This window comes from Paenibacillus sp. FSL P4-0113 (assembly GCF_038009305.1).
GTDB classification, from domain to species: Bacteria; Bacillota; Bacilli; order Paenibacillales; family Paenibacillaceae; genus Paenibacillus; species Paenibacillus polymyxa_D.
Genome location: NZ_JBBPAZ010000002.1, coordinates 36,586 through 55,460, shown reverse-complemented (window position 1 = coordinate 55,460; position 18,875 = coordinate 36,586). Strand labels below are relative to the sequence as shown.

The window sequence follows — 18,875 nt, the reverse complement described above, 5'->3', positions numbered from 1 at the left end:
CAGGGGTTATCCCTTAGGTCTGGACAGACCTGCAGGACAACCCCCAGCGACGTGTTCTATCAGACTTCCGCAGCATCCTCTTCCACGAAAAGAGATACCTTGCGGATGCCATCCGCTCCGATGACGACAAGCCCCTGATCCGACAGACGGATTTCAGGGATAACGACCAGTGCGAGCAGTGACAGTGTCATCAGCGCGTTGTTCAGCATGCAGCCGGCTTGCTGAAGCGCGCGGCTGATACTTTCGGACTGCGCTGCCACCTCTGCAAACGGAGCTGGGGACATCAGCCCGGCAATAGGCAGCGGGAAGCGTGTCTCACCCGAGGCGGATACAACCACCACGCCACCACGCAGACCAACAGCCTGCTTCGCCGCCTGGGTCATGAGCTCGTCATCATTACCAATGACGAGCAGGTTGTGACTATCATGCGCGACGGTCATGGCAATCGCAGCCGGCTCAGTGAAGCCGACACCTGTCACAAGTGCGACCGCGTGACTGCCACTGGCATGATGTCGCTCGAAAACGGCGATTTTGCACAAATCCTGCGCAGGATCTGATGCAACTTCACCATCACGCACCGGAACGGTCATCCGCACTTCCTTCGTGTCCACGTGATTTTCCGTAACACGAATCACCCGTACGGGTACGTTCCCCTCCTGTACTGGAGCCGCAATGCGGAAATCTGCTGCACTCAGCTCTCGTCCCAGATGGACCGTGTCCATTACTTCCGCAGGATAAACGAATCCGTCCCAATCGGCGACCATTTGACCGTGCTCGGCCACCAGCTGGCCCGCTGCGATGGTAGCCGTCACATTCACTTCGGCCAATCGGCCATCAAGCAAAATAATGTCGGCAATCGCACCCGGAATGATCGAGCCGATGTCCCGTGCCACGCCGAAGCGCTCTGCCGTATTCAGCGTAGCCATCTGAAACGCGGTTACGGGCTTGACGCCCTGTGCAATGGCATGACGCACAACGAAGTCCATCTGCCCTTCATGGAGCAAGGATTCTGCGCTGCGGTCATCCGTTACCAGCATCATGCGGCGCGTGTCGAGACCCATTTCCGTGCTGGCGCGGATCGTCTCGGCCACATCATGCCATGCGGAACCTTGCCGCATCTTGGCATACATGCCGAGCCGGATACGCTCAGCTACATCCTCGGGCGTGACACACTCGTGGTCGCCCGAAATTCCCGCGGCTGCATAGACCGGCAGTCGCCAATCATCGGAGGCCCATGTAAAATGGCCATCCGCCACCTTGCCCGCGCGCAGCGTGGCCTGAATTTCCCCGATCATCACATCGTCTCCATAGACGACACCAGGGAAATTCATGACTTCGCCCAGCCCGATCATATCCGGGCCCCAGCTTAACGCTTCTGCGACTTCCACCGGGCCGAAGGAGGCACCCGTCGTTTCCAGCTCCGGGCCTGTGGACGGCACGCAGGAAGCCACCTGCATGTAAGCTGCCAGCGGTGTCGTACGGGCTTCGTCCAACATCAGACGAAGCCCTTTTAGACCCAGTACATTAGAAATTTCATGCGGGTCAAAAAAACCACCCGTCACTCCCAGCGGCAGTACAGCCTTAGCAAACTCAGTTACCGTAAGCTGCGTGCTTTCGATGTGACAATGTCCGTCCAGTAACCCCGGTGCCATATAGCGGCCATCCGCTTCAATGATTATGGTGTCTTCACCAATCGCATGACTGACGTCCCTACCGACGTAAGCGATACGAGAACCTTGCACAGCAATAGACATGCCCGGCAGCAACTCGCCCGATACCACATTGACCAGTGTTCCTCCGCGGATCACCAGTGATGCCTTGCGCTCCCCTCTAGCTGTAGCTACTAACTCGGGTACACACTCCGCCAGTGGCGGGCGTTGAAATACACTCTTCATGTCCATTACGTTTGTAACCTCCGTTTATGCTTCTTACCTGTTTTGCTTATTTGCTTATGTTACTGGAATACGCTCCATAATGCCAGCCAACTCTATATCTATTCAAACATCGCAAAGGTTCCTGTGGCATTTGTCCCCAGCTGATTGCCAATATCCTCTCTACAGAACACGATCACTTTCTTCCACATTGCGGGTATACGTATCCCGTAAACTCACGAATGGTGTAATCTCCCCTATGCTATAAATATGCAGCAAATGCATCGCTCGCGTACAGGCGGTGTAGAACAACTTACGCTCACTCTCACGCTGGTATTGTTTCGCTGATCCGTCATAAATCAGGACCGCATCGAATTCCACGCCTTTTGCCAGGTAGGCTGGAATGATATGAATCCCCTTTTCAAAAGCGGGGGTTGTTTTCTTAATTAATTTTGGCTTCACTGACAGCTGTCCTTCCAGCGCTTCGTAGGCTGCCGCGCTTTCGTCAGCATTTTTACAGATCACCGCGATGGACTCATAGCCTTCTGCCAACAATTCAGTGACATTCCCAGCTATCCGTTGATGCAACTTTTCACGTGAACGCACCTCGGTTACCAGAGGCTTCTCACCCTTACGGTTAAACGGTACAATGTGCTCTCCCCCAGCGACCATCCCCCGGGTAAATTCCACAATCTCCTGTGTCGAGCGATAGCTGCGTGTCAGGGAAATCATCTCGGTCTGATCTGCACCATACAAGTCATACAATGGCTCTGCATCCTGAAGCACCGAGGCATGGGCATAGATGGCCTGATTAAAATCACCCAGTGCCGTCATTTTAGCCTGTGGAAACAAACGCTTGAAGAACGCCAGTTGGAATGGGGAATAGTCCTGTGCCTCATCAATAAACACGTGACGGATGTTGCTATTGGAACGGAAGCCCAGCATCAGCTCACGCAAATATAAAAAGGGGGTTACATCCTCATACGCTAACTCCCCAGCCTGAATTCGTTGCAGGGTTTGCCGACTAATTTCACCCCAGCTGACGGGCAGCTCTGCATGATTCGCCAGTTGGCTCAACAGCGTCTCGTTCATAAACAGCTCGCTGTAGAGCCGGGTCGTATCTACGAAGCGAAGCGCCTTAATCCATTTGCGCAAGGGCTTTAAGCGGTCACTGACCACCATACGTGCCAATATTTCTCTTTCACGTGCAAAATCATCGAAAGTATCGCCCTTATTCTTGGATTTACGGCGCATACGGTTATAGGCACGCTGATAATCCTCCGGCTCCATCAGATCCATCTGTTGATCCACCCATGGAGCGGAGCATTCCTCCTTACCAAAGCGGGCCAGCTCTTTAAGCATCCAATCCCGCAGCAGTTCCAATCGATTCGCCAGTCGCACCGTAGAGTCGAATTCATAAAACTTGCGTGCCATCTGCTCTACTGAAACCACCTCACGTCCCTGAAAGCGGATGGGTTTAAAACGCATGCCCTCCTGCTCCAAATACGCCTTGTAGCCTGTAATCACATGTAAGAACGTCTTAGACGATTTAAAACGGATACCTTCCATCCTGGCTTCATACCCAGGCAGTAACGACGCTGAAAGCACATATTCCAGCTGTTCAAAGGGATCTTCTAACTGAAACTCCCGGCCCAAACGCCGCTCCAAATATTCCTGAAACGTGGCCTGAAGCATATTTTCCTCACCCAATTCAGGCAATACCGTCGAAACATAACTGTTAAACATCGGGTTTGGCGAAAATAACACGACCTGATCCGCTCGCAAGCGATCCCGATACTTATACAGCAAATACGCTACTCTCTGAAGCGCTGCAGAGGTTTTGCCACTTCCTGCCGCTCCCTGAACAATAAGCATACGGCTTCGGTCATCACGGATGATTCGATTCTGCTCCTTTTGAATGGTAGCGACAATACTTTTCATTTGAGCATCCGAGCTGCGGCTCAATACGGCTTGAAGAAGTTCGTCTCCAATCGTCACCCCTGTATCGAACATAAAACGAATTTGTCCATCACGGATCGAGAATTGACGCTTAAGCGTGAGCTCTCCATCCATCTCCCCTGCCGGAGTTTTATAAGAAGCGGGACCCGGCATGTTATCGTAATAAAGATTGGAAATAGGCGCGCGCCAGTCATAGATCAGAAATTCCTCATCTTGATTATCAAGCAGGGAGGCAATCCCCAGATAAACACGTTCCGCAGTCTGCCCTTCCTCAGCAAAATCAATGCGTGCAAAATACGGTGAATCAAGCAACTTTTTCAAACGACCTAACGCCTCTGTGGAATGCTTGTGTCTTCGTTCCCGCTCAGACAAAATCTCAGACTGCTGACGCAAACTGGTGGACGTCTCGCCCACATCATCCGCCTCACTGAAATTGATCGTTACCTCATCCCAGAAGTCTTTACGCATATCGACGACATCTCCGCGCACAGAACCAACCTCTGTCTCTAGCTTCCGAATACGCCCGCTAATTACTGCGGTCACATCTTCTACTCTTCGTTGTTCTTCATTCCATTGCTGTTCAGTAGTCACTGGCATCGCTCCTGTTCCGTTTCCTCCTGCTCACGCAGGGCTCCCTTGCGTACAAACTATGCTCTATTATGGACCCGGACATACCCGCGGCATCCCCCTGCTCCGGGAAAATTGACTAATCCTTTGAAGCATGCTATAATGTAAAAAGAAGTGTAACTCACAATTTATGCATATGGTTTTACCATAAAACAGAGCATTCTCTATTGTAGCAAGTTCAGTCCATGTTCGCAACCAGCGGGCTTTTTTTGTGCGTTCTGGCAACCTTCTATTAACCTGTTCTGACATACTTGAATTCATTACATAAAAAAGCGACCGTTCATCTGATTGATGAATGCGGTCGCTTTTCTTTTAGGAAATTCGCCTATCTGCTCTCTTCCACAGGATGAATATGATCGGCCAATCTGCTCAACCTCTCCAGCTGATGACCATAGTCGTACATCGCCGCAGCCACAATAGAAAGCCGCAGCATTCCTTCCTGACAATGGTCAAAACGTGTAATCGCATGCTTCATAAATTCGCCGTTCGCCTGCTGGAACAATTCACTTTCGTCCTCATTCGGTTTTAGCTTATTTTCGAATTTCAGTAGAGCGTGCTCGTGAAAACGAATCAGCAACTCCAGGTGACTGTCAAAAAAAGCATCCGTTCCCTTTGGCCGTAAAGACTGGAAGTAGTGCCTTTCCACCGCATCCAGTACCTCATATCCTTTGTGTAAACTTCCGAGCATTTGTTTGTATACTACCATTTGTCTCGTTTGACTAAACTTGGAGCGCTTGAGCTTCTTCTGCTCTTCCTCGAACAAATGATATTTGTCCGACAGCGATTTAATGGCTCCCTCTAGATTTCCTTTTTCCTCTTTAAAGACAGACTCCTTAATCTCATCGGAAATAGCAGTACGCAGCAGCAAGGACATGCTGTTAAAGACATTTTGAATCTGATTAATAAACTGCCTTTTCGGTTTCGGGGGAAAAACGCTAACATTGATGACAAAAGCAGACACAATTCCAATCAAAGTGAGCGCAAATCGAGTCACCGCAAATTTCCAGTCCCCTGAGGCTTCCATTACAGAAACAACGGTCACGAGTGTCAATCCAACCGTATCAGCCATATTTATTTTCAGACATATCATAAGTACCAATACACATACGAGTCCGACTGCAATCGGCTCATTCGAAAATACCATTCCGCCCAGCAATGCCATGATTGCACCTAGTGTGCTTGTTTGGAGTTGATCCAAGAAATAACGCCACGACCTATATATCGACGGTTGCATGGCAAAAATAGCGGCTATCGCTGCCCCCACAGGCGAATGGGTGTTCAAAAGCGTGCTCAGAAAAAGGGCGAGCGTCACTGCAATTCCCGTTTTCAACACCCGTGCTCCAAAAGCCAAAGCCATCCCTCCTGCTTACCTTTCAAATTTATTCATACCGAATTACTATAATGAAAATTCAATGTAAAGTCCATGCTTTATTATTACCCAAAACAAGCGAAGATCAGGAATATTTATGAAGTGTACAGTTCCTGATAGAATACATATCAACAGAATTAACTTATTTGCAACAACGTCACAGGAGGAACTCATCGTGTCATGGATTAGCAAAATGTTAGAAGAGCCCCGAAAGTGGCCACGCAATATCCGATTGTTTTTTATGGCCAATCTGCTGTATCAGATGGGCACGGGAATGTTTTCCGTACTGTATAACCTGTATATCCAAGGGCTTGGCTTTGATGATGATATGAACGGCCGGGTGGTCAGCATGCAGGCGCTGGCGACGGCGTTGCTGTTCATTCCGGTCGGATTTTTGGGGGATCGGACAAGCCGCAAAAATATGCTGGTCATCGGTGCATTATTCAGCGGCCTGGCCTTTCTCGCCCGTACCTTTACAGATACCAGCGCAAGCATGTTGGTATTTGCCATAATCTCAGGTATATTCGCCGCCTTTATTCAGGTACTAGCTGTGCCCTTTTTAGCAGAAAGCATAAGCAAAGCCCAACGCTTAAAAATATTCAGCTATTACTCGGCTCTTGTATTGGCAGCTCAGGTCCTGGGCAGCTTCAGGGGTGGCGTACTTGCAGATGGGCTGCAGACGTGGGGAATCACACCGCTATCCAGTCTGCGGGTTGCTCTGTTCCTTGGAGGAATGGCAACATTGACTGCTTTTATTCCTCTATTGTTTATCACAAAAACTACGGCAACCGTAGAAGCACCAGCTCCTGCCGAATCTTCATCTCAAACAGAACAAGTACAGACGCCGTACATTACATCCGATATCCCTGCCTCGGAGACACCTACTGCTTCTTCTGATCGCCGGGTTATTGGACAATTTGTTCTGGCCCAGTTTTTTCTTGGACTGGGTTCAGGTCTGGTCATCCCGTATCTTAATTTGTATTTTACGAACCGCTTCTCCGTATCGCTCAGCGCAATGAGTTTACTGATTGCACTCGGCCAGCTCATGACCATCCTCTCCATGTTGATCGGACCTACCCTCGGCAGCCGAATTGGTCTAGTCAGAGCTGTAGTTGGCTTCCAACTGCTTTCGCTACCGTTCCTTCTCATTACAGGCTTTACAAACGTACTATGGATCGCTTCGATCAGCTTTCTATTCAGGCAAGCGCTCATGAATGCAGCCAATCCGCTGCAAACCGCCATTCTCGTCGAACGTGTGTCAGATAAAAATCGTGGCATTGCCAACTCCATTCTCCAGACGACCTGGATGCTAGGCACCGCAGGTATGGGACCTGTACAAGCCTATCTGGTTACAACTTATGGCAACTACTGGGGCTATGCCATCACATTTAGCATGACAGGTGTTTTCTATATTTTGTCCTCCCTCGTCTATTACAGGATGTTTCGAGAAAAGCGTCCGTCTGCGAACCAGCTTTTACAAAACCCGGCAGGCCCGTAAACAAAATCATGACACAATAAAAGCCGGAGCCTCCAAGCGGACTCCCTTGGAACGTCATAGGATAAATGAGAATGGCGGAGGAGGAATGAAGGCATGCTTCGAGTTGCATTATTTACGGACACGTATACGCCTGACGTGAATGGCGCTGCTCTGACCCTGGAACGATGGATTGGCTATCTGGAGACACATGGAGTATCTACGCTCGTCTTCGCACCGGAGGCAGACCATCATCTGCCCTCTGGGCCGGGTGTAGAGCGATTTCGAAGTATTCCCTTTTTGTTGTACCGGGAATGCAGACTTGCGATCCCCAACGCCAAACAGATCAACGAGCGTCTGTCAGCCTTTTCCCCGCATTTGATTCATGTCGCTACTCCGTTTAACCTTGGCCTGTATGGAACAAGCTACGCAGCCAAACACCATATTCCACTCGTTGCCTCATATCACACCCACTTTGATAAATACCTTGAATATTACAAGCTTCGCTGGCTTGAACCTGCGTTATGGAAATACATGCTCTGGTTTCATAGACATTGCGAAAGGGTATATGTCCCCTCTCAATCAACCATGGAATTGTTGCGCAATAAAGGAATGGGGCAGCTCGAAATCTGGAGCAGAGGCATTGATACCGACCGATTTCAACCAAAGGTGGACCGTCATGCAGTATGGAAGAAATGGGACGTTCATGCAGATGCATTTGTTATTTTGTATGTGGGCAGGCTTGCACCAGAAAAGGGGGTAGACACGTTACTGGATTCCTACCTCCAGTTACCTGACGACGTCCGCGCAGCCTCTGTGCTGGTCATTGCAGGAGATGGTCCATTATATAAGGTCAAAACTGCAGCGGATATAGGGGTGCCGGAGCATGCACTCCACTGGCTTGGTTTTGTGAAAGGGCCGGAATTAGCTGAACTCTACGCCGCAGCCGACGTATTTCTCTTCCCTTCCACCACGGAAACCTTCGGCAACGTAGTACTGGAGGCTATGGCGAGCGGTACACCTGTGGTCGGTGCCAATGAAGGCGGGGTAAAAGATAATCTAATCCATGGAAAAACGGGGCTATTGTGTCCTGCTGGGGACGCCTCTGCCTTTGCCAAAGCTGTACACCTGTTGTATAAGGATGCCTCACTTCGCGATGCTATATCCAGAACTGGTAGAGCCTACAGTCTGGAGCAGACATGGGACCGTATTTTTGAACGGCTACTGGACAGCTACATGGACGCAGCGACCCTCCATCTTGACAGCCATCCCATGATGCGAATGTAACTCTGAGGACTTCATAGCTACAGGTGCTAAAGGGTGGTTAGAAAATGCTCCTTCACGCATTCTGTAACCACCCTTCATCAGCTTAACTATTTCCCCGTCTAACTACAATTGCAGATAAAAGAAGAAAAACCTTTGCTAATACCTTAATTGTTTCAGCAGCTTGTTATGTACCCCACTCAACAAAATCACTGCGGTCAAAGCGCCGATGAACGCAAGAAGCATATCCCATTGGGTGTCCCATACATCCCCCTGTGTGCCCAGAAAAGCTTCTGCTGCTGTTCCCGTTGCCTTGGCTACAGCAAACTCAATCAACTCGTATACAGCGCTGATCGCAAGACACACACTAACCGTGAGGAAAGTGAGCCAGCTCCCGCTTCCCAAGGCCGTTTTACGCAACAGCACTTCCCTGACAATGAGTGCGGGTACAAAACCTTGTACAAAGTGCCCAAGTCGATCATAATAATTGCGCTCCAGTCCGAACGTGTCCCGAATCCAGTTGAACAGTGGCATTTCGGCATAGGTATAATGTCCGCCCACAATCAGGATCAATGCGTGCAGCCAGATTAGGGTATATACCAGATTGGTAAACCGAAATCTTCGGTACAGAGCCGCCAGCAGTACAGCTCCTAAAACTGCTGGGAGAACTTCCAGTACCCATGTAAAATAATCCGCCGGGCGAATCAAAGACCAAATTAGGGCAAGCGCCAGCAATACAAGTAAAACAAGCGGGTAGCGATCATTTTTAGACCATGCCGTTGCCTGGTTCATCGTCATTCCTCCTCAGCCCAAAGCTCTAGCCTTCGTTCGTTACGATATGTTTGACACGCCCAACCTGTCCGTCTGTCAGACGCACTTTGATTCCATGCGGATGACGTGGGGAATTGGTCAAAATATCTTTCACCGTTCCTCGCGTCAACTTACCGGTAGGCTGATCCTTTTTAAGTACAATATCTACCTGAAGACCAGCGCAGATGTCGGATCGATTCTGTCCGTTCATTGTAGCTATTCCTCCTTTGTTTTTATATTTATGATGATATTCAGCCACTCAGTTACAACAAAATCACCAACGACGCCATTCGTCCTGGCGGCTGTTCCCCATCCAGACTACGCACATCGTGGATACATAGCTGACGAGCAAAATAACGAATACCATCCCGCTAAACTCCACAAAATGAGTACGTTGCAAGGAGTCTGCCCATATGGAAGATACCTGTGCATACAGTTGAGAAGGCGCAGAAACAATATCCCATGTGTTCCCTCGAAAGAAACGGCCAATATAAATACCCAGGCTGCTCAACAAGAGTACCGCCATCATAAACAGCCAACTAACAAGCCCACCACGTGCACGTTGTACCAACTGTCGTACGGATTCAAGTGATACAAATCCCATTGTCAGACCAAGTATGGCTACCAGCAGCATCCCCAATACATGATTCCAAAAGTACGGATTTCCCCAGAAACGTTGCTCCCCGAGAAACGGATATCTGGCGAATACATGCAGCAAATCTGTGATCAAATAGGGTGTATTGGGATAAAAGAAAAGCCATGCCGCCCCCGTGACCCAGAGTAAAAAAGTCCTCGTTCCTCGCCTCCACGAGCTATACACTACATCAAGCAGCAGCGTCAACAGCATAGGAATCCAGGCCAGCATCATATTCCACCAAATAAAAAGATAAGGGCGGCCCCCTGAGGGCAGTCGCACGTTAATGATCCACAATGTACTGATTACGGAGCATAAGGCCAGTGTTAAAAAAACATAAAGTTTTACTGGATAATTTAACGATCTTAAACGGGCATACATACGTGTCTTTCCCTCCTTGTAACCGTCCTGCCTTCCTGACGTTCCAATTTACACCTGTTCTGGACAGTGTACACCACAATGGCTTCAAGCTCAATGGAAGCGCTCCACCTCTGCATAAATGAACATAAAAAGACATCTATTCTTTGGGAATCGACCCCATCCCGAAAAATAGATGCTTACTGTGTTTTAGACTTCACTCACAGGTAAAGGCGTAGCTCCGGTAGTTTTAATATTCGGGCAGCATGAATTAGCATAATACCGCTAACGGCATTATAAATTCCGTTGCTGCGCTCTGCCATTCGCCATCCGTCGTCCGGGATGCACAATTACCGCTTTTGCTCCGTACTGATGCGCATATTCCACAGATTGCACCAGCAGCTCTATCGCACGTTGTCGCTTGGTTTCATCGTCAAACCCGAGCAGAACGGAATTCGTGCCGTAATCCGGATCTGGTGTATGAGGAAATGTATTGTACACACTCGATATGCCGATTTCTCCCCGCTCAATCATAAGCTCAATCGTCGTTAGCATTTCCCGGGTAATGTTATAATTCAGCTCCACCCTGCTAAAGCCCAACTGACGGATTTCCTCTACAAGTTCTCGGCCGCCCATATGTTTTTTTATATTCCAACAGTTAGATGCTGAATAGATAAATTTCTTACAAATGATCTATTATCACTCAGCTCCCAAGCCTTCTTTTGTTATGTATATGAACATTATGAAATCGCTCCACATATCACAAAAATAAATTTATATTATAAAAAAAAGCCTATCCATCATCTACTTAAAGACGGATAAGCTTTTACTGTTGTCTAACCTTGTATCCAATTGACTAATGAATGTACTGCCAATGTACCCGGCGCAGCTGCCACAAATGCCGATGAACCGTTGTGCAAAGCCAAAAATTCCACTGTTTTTGGAATACCGGGAGCCAGATCCAGATGGTTGTCGCTGAAAATACCTTCCTGCTCTGCCGATAGCCACACGTGTCGGGCAAGTACATCCGAACACAGCATGAATCTGCTAGCCTCGCTTCCCTGAATCTCTGTCACTTCAATTTTTGCCTGCGGTAAATCCATCTCTTTCGTGTCTGCAAAATAAATTTCACTGGAGATCACCTGTTCACCATTCTGCGTCAGACGCGCGACCAGCATATGCTCCGCACGGTTCAGGCCACTCAGCCATTTGTCGATAGGCAGTATATGTACAATTCCTGCACCACCTGCTGGTTGCTTTACCTTAACATTCTCTTCACGAACAGCCTGGCTGCTTCGGATATGCAAAAGCGTCAGCCGCAGCGTACCTGATATCGGCTCTAGTGTATCGTTGACCAGATGTAGTGCCTTATTCCCCTGTTCTGTATCTGTTGCACTCAACAACACATCGGCAAAGCTACGCTTAGCCGTATATTGGAGCGCCTTCCAACGACCAAAATAGTCCATACTCGACCAGGAGGCAACGGGCCAGCAATCATTCATTTGCCAGTATAATGTTCCCATGCAATAAGGCTTGTGACGACGATGCGCCTCTATAGCTGCTTTCATTGCTTCTGCCTGTAAAATTTGGCTCATGGGAAGAAAACCCGTAAAATCCTTTGGTTCTCGCATGTACCGCTCCATATATTCTTTAATCAGACGATTGCCCGCACCGTTCTTCTGATGTGCCAGCATCACCGCAGATTCCAGTTCCAAATCCTTCTCTTCCGCATAAGTACGAACGGACTTGTATTCAGGAAAAGACTGAAAACCATATTCACTCATAAAACGGCCCACATGTACATGATAATTCTCAAACGGCTCAGACGCGTGCCATACACCCCAATAATGAACATCGCCTGCAGTTGAAGACCGATGGGCATGCTGGTTCCGATCCCTCGTCAGGTCAATTAGCGGGGAGGAGGGCCAATATGCTGTCTGCGCTGACCAGGTGCGTACCGCCTCCGGTAGAATCCGATGAAAGAGCATTTCATAATCATTCCACAGGCGTTCCCGTTGCTCAGGTGTGTAGTTCTTTTTCCAGCCCCAGCCTCCATTCTCTTCATAATGCGCCCACGCAGAATCGATCTCATTGTTGCCGCACCATAAGGAAATACAGGGATGATTACGCAGCCGCTTGATATTGTCCTCGGCTTCCTGTGCCACATTGTCTATAAAATCTTCATCGCCTGGGTACATACTGCAAGCGAACATAAAATCTTGCCACACGAGCAAACCGTATTCATCACAAAGCTCATAAAATACGTCTTGTTCATATATACCGCCACCCCACACTCGCAACATATTCATATTCGAGGCGGCTGCGCTGGCAATTTCATACCGATATCGTTCCATCGTAACTTCAGTGACAAAGCTGTCATTCGGAATATGGTTAGCCCCTTTTGCAAACACCGGAATTCCGTTCAGCTCAAAATAAAAGCTCTCTCCTGCTGCATCCCGTTCCCGTACAAGACGGATGGAACGCAGTCCCGTTTTTACTGATTTTTCCGCGATTACAGCTCCTTGTTCTTGTTCCACTAATTCGGCCACAAACGTATATAGATGCGGCTCCCCCAGTCCACGGCACCACCACAGCTTCGGCTTCTTCATCTCCAGCTCCAGCTCCACTGTCTGCTTCCCCTTCAGCAGCCGAACTGGCTTGGACCACACTTTGCCGTCAGCAGAAATACGCAACTCGGTATCTCTAATCTCATCTGCATTTTCGATCTCTACCACTGCCATGAGTTTAGCCCCTGCCGAACTCACTTCGTCCTGTCGAATAAACAAGTCTCTCACGATCAGACCGGACCAAGCCTCGATCCGAACCTCTCTCCAGATACCGCTCGTCACCAGCCTCGGTCCCCAATCCCAACCATAGTGGTAAGGAGCTTTACGTGCGAAAACGCTTACCTTTTTATCGGACAAACCACCTATTTCGGACTGATCATTGGGTGCAGGGAGTCCATAACCTAAGCTTTCCAGCTTGGGTACATCTTCAGCAATCGGAGAACGAAAACTGATTTCTAGCCGATTTTCCCCTTGCTGAACCATTGCCTTCACATCCCGTCTCCATACTCGAAACATATTATTGGCTGACAAGACAGATTGATCATTCACTTTTACATCCGCGTATGTGTCCAGACCTTCCAACACCAACTCTACACATTGACATTGAAGCTGATCTGCATTTATCTCAAAATGGGCTTCATATATCCAATCCTGCTTATCAATCCACTGTACCTCCATCTCGTTCATACCCATAAACGGATCAGGAATTTTGCCATGTCGTAAAAGATCGGTATGCACACAACCCGGCACTTTCGCGCTGAGCCACTCATCACTTTGTGCTTCTCTAAACCTCCAGCCATCCAACCCTATCACATTAACCATCGTCACAAGCCTCCCTATAAGCATGATTGGGAACATCTGGATTCGTCAGTAACATAACAAAAATAACATTAAGCTAACAAAGTAGTCAATTGTTTTTTGGAACAAGTGACAAAATACAAAATAAAAGTCGCCCTCTGCCCCAAACAGGCTAAAAGCGACCTCCTTTGTCTTCACGATGTATGGTGTCACACACGTATCTGGACATTAACTATATGTGATTGTGCTGATGGGACGCTCACGGTCATCATTTTCCCGACTGATCCGGGGTGCATGAACTTCCCGTATGAATAGCTCAGCATGTAGCAGCTTTTTCTCGACAGGCGAGTTCGGGTTCGTTATGCGCCACAACAATTGGTCCACTGCACGCATTCCCAGCAATTCCTTATCCACTCTCACCGTGGCATAAATTGGCATTTGTTCATTCGTATCGTCAAACCCGGTCACTCCGCAACGCCTCGGAACGTCAATCCCCTTTTCTTTCAGCACATCCACGACCTGCGCAGCAGTCACATCATTAGCACATACAAAAACCTCAGGCAGTTTGTCCTCAGACAACTTGTCCATTTCCTCAGCAAGCGCCTGCGCTCCTCCGTGAAGAAGGGCTTTATTTTGTCGCAATTCTACTCCGCTCATTTCCAGTGTAGAACGACAAGCTTCCCAGCGTTCGTAGAAACTGTGAGCGTCATCAATATGACCCACAAACTGAAAGCGGGTATAGCCCCTACACAGCAAATCCTTCATTAATTCACTCATGCATGTGCGATTATCTGTAAACACCGTATCACTTAAAAATGCAGAATCCCAATGATCTACCATGACGACCGGAATACCCATCCGATAAATGTTCAGCAACAACGAAGTTGAAATTGTCCCTACTGTGATAATCCCTTTAATCGCCTCCGGGTTCAGTAGAGAAAACATATCCTCAGTCGAGGGCTCCGTTAACGTGATCATATCCATCCCCTTACGGTTCAGACGCTCGGAAATCCCTTCAAATACAGGTCCCCAGTACCTGGATTCCCTGTTCTGGTGCCGAATATTTGGAAATAACACCAGCACCGTACCCGACCATTCTCTGGCATCTGTGTCCCGAGGCTCTATCCCAGTCATTTTGGGATGACTGCGAAAATAGCCCATCTGGGCAGCAAGCTTAACCAGCAGCGCCCTCGTCTCTTCACTTACACCGGGTTTGCCTGACAGTGCACGCGAAACAGCAAACTTTGAAACACCCGCCGCATCCGCAATTTCCTGTAATGTTACTTTTCCACGCATCTCCTCACCCAACCCTATTCGAAATCTTTTTCTACCTTAGTCTTCTAAATATACAGGTATGCCTATAAACTGGTACCATCGTAGCATACTTTGTTTTAGATCATCAAACGATGGATTTACACAAATCCACACTTTTCATTAAAATATGTTTGCTTAATAAAAAAACAAACTGCATAACAAACAATTATAAATGACTTGACGTGAGGTTCTTTATTTCCTACAATTTACTATTGAAAGCACTTACATTGTGTAAATCATACTTATTAAGGGGGATTTGCAAATGTTCATGAACAGGTCGGTACGACAGAGCTCTATTCTACTCCTGTCTTTGCTGCTGCTCGTTACAACGGGCTGTGCGAATGGAACAGACGGTAAGGCAGAAAAGGAAGATCCTAATGACACCAGTCCCATTACATTTACTTTCTTTGGCGGTGATTCCAGCTCTAACTGGAACAACATGAAGGATGCTGTCGGACAGGAAATTATCAAGAAAACGGGCGTTACGCTAAATGCCGAACATGCTGTCAATGGTCGAGGCGAGGAAAAGTTTGCTTTAATGGCAGCGAGCGGAGAATATCCAGATCTCGTGTACCCTAAATCAGACATTGGCAAGTTAGTCGATGCCGGGGCACTCATTGACTTAACCGACCTCATTGACAAATACGGCCCTAACATTAAGAAAGTGTATGGAGACTATTTTAATCGTATTAAATATAGTAGTGAAGATCCAGCCATCTACACGATCCCGACCAATCTGGGTGTGGATCACATTGCGTTTGATGCACAAGCCGGCTTCGAAATCCAGCACCAGGCACTTAAGAAGCTCGGATACCCTAAAATCCGCACCGTTCAAGATTTTGAAAAAGCACTTAAAGATTATGTCGCCAAATATCCAACCACCAATGGACAGCGAACCATCCCCCTATCACTCGATGCCGAGGACTGGAAAATTCAAATTACAGTGACAAACCCGGCTGTTACTGCTACAGGTGGACCCGACGATGGCGAATATTATATTGATCCTAAAACACACAAAGCCATTCTTCACTACAAGCGCCCAGAAGAACGTGAATATTTCCGTTGGTTGAACCATATGTACAATGAGGGACTGTTGGATAAGGATACTTTTGTGCAAAAAAGTGATCAGTACAAGTCCAAAATTGCCGCAGGCCGTGTCATCGGACTCATTGATCAGGAATGGAACTATCAAGATGCCGAAAATGCGCTCAAAGCAGCAGGTAAGGATGAATTCACTTACGCCCATTTTCCAGTCACTTTAAATGAGAAATACGAGGACCATTCCCTCCAGCCCATCGGCTTCGATACCGCATCCGGGATCGGAATTACAACCTCATGTGAAAATCCGGTGCGAGCTATCAAGTTTCTGGATTTTCTGGCCTCCGACGAAGGACAAATTTTACGTAATTGGGGAATTGAAGGCCAGCATTACAACGTAGAGAATGGCAAACGAGTCATTCCGGCGGATGTGCAACAACGTAAGAACACGGATAACGCTTCTTTTAGCAGAGAGTCAGGTATCGGTTTGTACTGGATATGGGGGCCACATTACGGCGATAGCGTAAAGGACCCTTCGGGCAATTATTACACAACCAATTATCCGGAGATGATTACCGAAAATTATAGTCAAGCCGAGAAAGAGTCCCTTCAGGCATACAAAGCCCATACGTGGAAAGACCTGTTCCCGAACGAAAAAGATTTTCCGGTAAAAGAGTGGGGGGCTGCCTACAACATGCCTGTTCCGACCAATACGAATTACAATGTTATTTATCAAAAGTCGCAGGACATTGTACGCAAACGCATTCCTGAGGCCGTACTCGCCAAGCCAGATCAGTTCGACGCTGTGTATGACCGCATGCTCCAAGAGCTGGATCAGGCGGGTGTGCCAAAGGCTGAAGAAATCTATACTGGCCTAATTCAAAATCGGCTGAAACTGTGGTACGGCGAAAAATAGGGTTTGCCTTTTTAATGAAATATTACAGGGCTGACAGACCATGCTGTTCAGCCCTTCTACATTAACTATTATTACATATTCTGTTTGGTTTCTTTTTCTTTCCAAGAATTACTTTTCCCTGATACACGATTGACGTAAAACAATAAGATGATAGGAATCAACGCAATCCCCCCACACATTACCCAAGATATTTGAATAGGTGTTTGATCGGAAGACAAATCCGTAAAATTACGACTGATGATCCCTGTCATGATTAAACCTATGCACATGCCTAATTGTGAAATCGCAGAATCCAGAGATAGTAGTGTAGAACGATACTCATTAGAGATTCTTTTGTTCAGAAAAATTTGTTTGGCAACCGGGTACATGCCGCGCCCCATTTCATAGATCAAAAAGGTAAGCAGTACAGGATAAAATGTGTTGAACGCACCGGCAAAAATGAGCCATACTCCAATCATGCCGCAAGCATACATGAGTATATGTACATCACTGTATCGTGCGCCTAGCTTTCGAACCAGGTAGCTTCCCAAAGTCATACATAGTGAATACCCTGCCTTGATAAACCCCATAATCCAAATCCCTTGTTCGGAAAGGCCCACCAGACGTGGCTGTTGAAATGTATTTCCAGCCGAGTTTGAAAAGCTGATAAATAAGTCAATCATAAACACAATCCAGATAGACTTATTTTCAAAACCGATACGGACACTTTCTCCGATAATCGTTTTAATGCGGGTAGTGGACGTCTTTCGATGAGCCACATTCTCCTCATCCATATAAAAGAAGCATAGAAAAATGCATACAATAATAGATAAAATGCTAACCGCCCATGGAAGTGAATAGTTAAAAGTTGCGAGAAAGGCCCCCAACAGACCACAAATAAATCCTGAAATGTACTGTATACTGTTAGAGATTGTAAAAAGAACTTCCATGGGCTTATCACTATTTTCCACAACCCATGATTCCAACGAACCTGATTGTAAACATATAGCCAGACCTCCAAAGACTTGCGCAAACACAAGCACCCCGATATGATCTGTCGAAACGAACAATACACTATAGGCTAGAAAACAACAAAGTCCCAAAATAACAGAGATTTTTCTTCCATACTTGTCTGCAATAGCCCCAGTAGGTATCTCAAACAGAAAAATACTTACAAAGAATACAACCAGTAAGAAGTTCGCACTCTGCAAAGAAAGTCCTTTAGCTAATAAAAAAAGGATGAGCGTAGTCCCCGTGATTTCACTCATAAAAAATTGAAGAAAGCTGACGGAGTAATATAGCTTATGAGGTTGCACTCTCAGGATTCCGTCGATTGCTGTGCAGCCTCATATTCACTTCGCAAAATCCCCATCTGAATAATGTCATAGTATCGCCCTTCCCTGAATAGCTTTTCCCGCAGCCGCCCTTCCTCCTTGAAGCCGCTGGCCAAATAGCAACGGTGTGCACGTTCATTGAACGCATAGACCTCCAGCTCCAGTCGATGTAGGTTCAGCGTATGAAATGCAAATTTTTGTAACAGCCGGATCGCTTCCCGTCCATAACCTTTGCCCAGATCACCGTCACGCCCGATCACAATTCCAAGGGTGGCATGCCGATTCACCCAGTTGATTTTAAATAAGTCCAGTTGTCCGATATAATCCAGGGTGTCTTTATGCGCAATGACAAAACCTTTGATCTCGGGGTTGCCGTCAATCATCATCTGTACAAAAGATTCACTATTCACCTGTGAATGCGGATAGATAAACACGTCGCTTAAACCACGTGTGATTTCCGGGTCATTGACCCATTTTCGGATATCTGGTATATCCTCTTGACGGTATTCTCTCAATACAACTCGTTTTCCAATGATATGCGGCATCGTAATCTTCCCTCCGATTA

General features: G+C 47.5%; 13 protein-coding genes and 1 pseudogene. 3 read left to right on the top strand and 11 right to left on the bottom strand.

Annotated features, from left to right (window positions below; translation table 11 throughout):
* Positions 1 to 59: 59 nt before the first annotated feature.
* The 3 genes from MKX46_RS24815 to MKX46_RS24805 all read right to left on the bottom strand — a co-directional run bounded on the left by MKX46_RS24815 (position 60) and on the right by MKX46_RS24805 (position 5,814).
* Positions 60 to 1,901, bottom strand: a complete 1,842-nt coding sequence (locus tag MKX46_RS24815) for an adenine deaminase (RefSeq protein WP_069011364.1) — start codon at positions 1,899 to 1,901, stop codon at positions 60 to 62.
* Between the two features lie 153 nt (positions 1,902 to 2,054).
* The gene (gene helD / locus MKX46_RS24810) at positions 2,055 to 4,427 is read right to left on the bottom strand and encodes an RNA polymerase recycling motor HelD (RefSeq protein ID WP_209018282.1); all 2,373 of its coding nucleotides are present in this window, start codon (positions 4,425 to 4,427) and stop codon (positions 2,055 to 2,057) included.
* A gap of 355 nt (positions 4,428 to 4,782) precedes the next feature.
* A complete protein-coding gene (locus tag MKX46_RS24805) occupies positions 4,783 to 5,814 on the bottom strand; it encodes an FUSC family protein (RefSeq protein ID WP_175405266.1) in 1,032 nt (343 codons plus the stop codon).
* Positions 5,815 to 6,001: 187 nt separating this feature from the next.
* On the opposite strand from MKX46_RS24805, the gene MKX46_RS24800 reads away from it, so the two are divergent.
* On the top strand, positions 6,002 to 7,324 hold the full coding sequence (locus MKX46_RS24800) for an MFS transporter (protein WP_445671748.1): 1,323 nt from the start codon (positions 6,002 to 6,004) through the stop codon (positions 7,322 to 7,324).
* 93 nt (positions 7,325 to 7,417) lie between these two features.
* Entirely contained in the window at positions 7,418 to 8,587 is a 1,170-nt protein-coding gene (locus MKX46_RS24795) for a glycosyltransferase family 4 protein (protein WP_341071960.1), read from the top strand.
* 135 nt (positions 8,588 to 8,722) lie between these two features.
* Here MKX46_RS24795 and MKX46_RS24790 read toward each other — a convergent pair whose 3' ends face one another.
* The 6 genes and pseudogenes from MKX46_RS24790 to MKX46_RS24765 all read right to left on the bottom strand — a co-directional run bounded on the left by MKX46_RS24790 (position 8,723) and on the right by MKX46_RS24765 (position 15,025).
* Positions 8,723 to 9,355: a DUF2238 domain-containing protein gene (locus MKX46_RS24790; protein WP_025721732.1), complete on the bottom strand. Its 633-nt coding sequence runs from the start codon at positions 9,353 to 9,355 to the stop codon at positions 8,723 to 8,725.
* A 25-nt stretch (positions 9,356 to 9,380) separates the two neighbouring features.
* Positions 9,381 to 9,584 (bottom strand): YwbE family protein, encoded by a 204-nt coding sequence (locus tag MKX46_RS24785; protein ID WP_341071958.1) that lies wholly within the window; start codon positions 9,582 to 9,584, stop codon positions 9,381 to 9,383.
* 63 nt (positions 9,585 to 9,647) lie between these two features.
* The gene (locus MKX46_RS24780) at positions 9,648 to 10,388 is read right to left on the bottom strand and encodes a DUF1361 domain-containing protein (RefSeq protein ID WP_029516768.1); all 741 of its coding nucleotides are present in this window, start codon (positions 10,386 to 10,388) and stop codon (positions 9,648 to 9,650) included.
* A gap of 312 nt (positions 10,389 to 10,700) precedes the next feature.
* Positions 10,701 to 11,000, bottom strand: a pseudogene (locus MKX46_RS24775) (sugar phosphate isomerase/epimerase); the annotation flags it as partial.
* A gap of 200 nt (positions 11,001 to 11,200) precedes the next feature.
* Entirely contained in the window at positions 11,201 to 13,753 is a 2,553-nt protein-coding gene (locus tag MKX46_RS24770) for a beta-mannosidase (RefSeq protein ID WP_341071957.1), read from the bottom strand.
* Positions 13,754 to 13,957: 204 nt separating this feature from the next.
* Positions 13,958 to 15,025: a LacI family DNA-binding transcriptional regulator gene (locus tag MKX46_RS24765; protein WP_039270191.1), complete on the bottom strand. Its 1,068-nt coding sequence runs from the start codon at positions 15,023 to 15,025 to the stop codon at positions 13,958 to 13,960.
* Positions 15,026 to 15,305: 280 nt separating this feature from the next.
* Between MKX46_RS24765 and MKX46_RS24760 the strand changes: the two genes are divergently transcribed.
* Positions 15,306 to 16,997, top strand: a complete 1,692-nt coding sequence (locus MKX46_RS24760; RefSeq protein WP_340955125.1) for an ABC transporter substrate-binding protein — start codon at positions 15,306 to 15,308, stop codon at positions 16,995 to 16,997.
* Positions 16,998 to 17,068: 71 nt separating this feature from the next.
* Here the strand turns inward: MKX46_RS24760 and MKX46_RS24755 are convergent, their stop codons facing one another.
* Both MKX46_RS24755 and MKX46_RS24750 read right to left on the bottom strand, forming a co-directional pair.
* The gene (locus MKX46_RS24755) at positions 17,069 to 18,292 is read right to left on the bottom strand and encodes an MFS transporter (RefSeq protein ID WP_341071955.1); all 1,224 of its coding nucleotides are present in this window, start codon (positions 18,290 to 18,292) and stop codon (positions 17,069 to 17,071) included.
* 2 nt (positions 18,293 to 18,294) lie between these two features.
* A complete protein-coding gene (locus MKX46_RS24750) occupies positions 18,295 to 18,855 on the bottom strand; it encodes a GNAT family N-acetyltransferase (protein ID WP_029516763.1) in 561 nt (186 codons plus the stop codon).
* Between the last annotated feature and the right edge of the window lie 20 nt (positions 18,856 to 18,875).

What these genes read in the sequence shown, in the direction of transcription:
- MKX46_RS24785 (WP_341071958.1), bottom strand. Translation starts at nt 9,584, where the DNA reads ATGAACGGACAGAATCGATCCGACATCTGCGCTGGTCTTCAGGTAGAT.
- MKX46_RS24795 (WP_341071960.1), top strand. Translation starts at nt 7,418, where the DNA reads ATGCTTCGAGTTGCATTATTTACGGACACGTATACGCCTGACGTGAAT.
- MKX46_RS24815 (WP_069011364.1), bottom strand. Translation starts at nt 1,901, where the DNA reads ATGGACATGAAGAGTGTATTTCAACGCCCGCCACTGGCGGAGTGTGTA.
- MKX46_RS24750 (WP_029516763.1), bottom strand. Translation starts at nt 18,855, where the DNA reads ATGCCGCATATCATTGGAAAACGAGTTGTATTGAGAGAATACCGTCAA.
- MKX46_RS24770 (WP_341071957.1), bottom strand. Translation starts at nt 13,753, where the DNA reads ATGGTTAATGTGATAGGGTTGGATGGCTGGAGGTTTAGAGAAGCACAA.
- MKX46_RS24780 (WP_029516768.1), bottom strand. Translation starts at nt 10,388, where the DNA reads ATGTATGCCCGTTTAAGATCGTTAAATTATCCAGTAAAACTTTATGTT.
- MKX46_RS24760 (WP_340955125.1), top strand. Translation starts at nt 15,306, where the DNA reads ATGTTCATGAACAGGTCGGTACGACAGAGCTCTATTCTACTCCTGTCT.
- helD (WP_209018282.1), bottom strand. Translation starts at nt 4,427, where the DNA reads ATGCCAGTGACTACTGAACAGCAATGGAATGAAGAACAACGAAGAGTA.
- MKX46_RS24790 (WP_025721732.1), bottom strand. Translation starts at nt 9,355, where the DNA reads ATGAACCAGGCAACGGCATGGTCTAAAAATGATCGCTACCCGCTTGTT.
- MKX46_RS24765 (WP_039270191.1), bottom strand. Translation starts at nt 15,025, where the DNA reads ATGCGTGGAAAAGTAACATTACAGGAAATTGCGGATGCGGCGGGTGTT.
- MKX46_RS24805 (WP_175405266.1), bottom strand. Translation starts at nt 5,814, where the DNA reads ATGGCTTTGGCTTTTGGAGCACGGGTGTTGAAAACGGGAATTGCAGTG.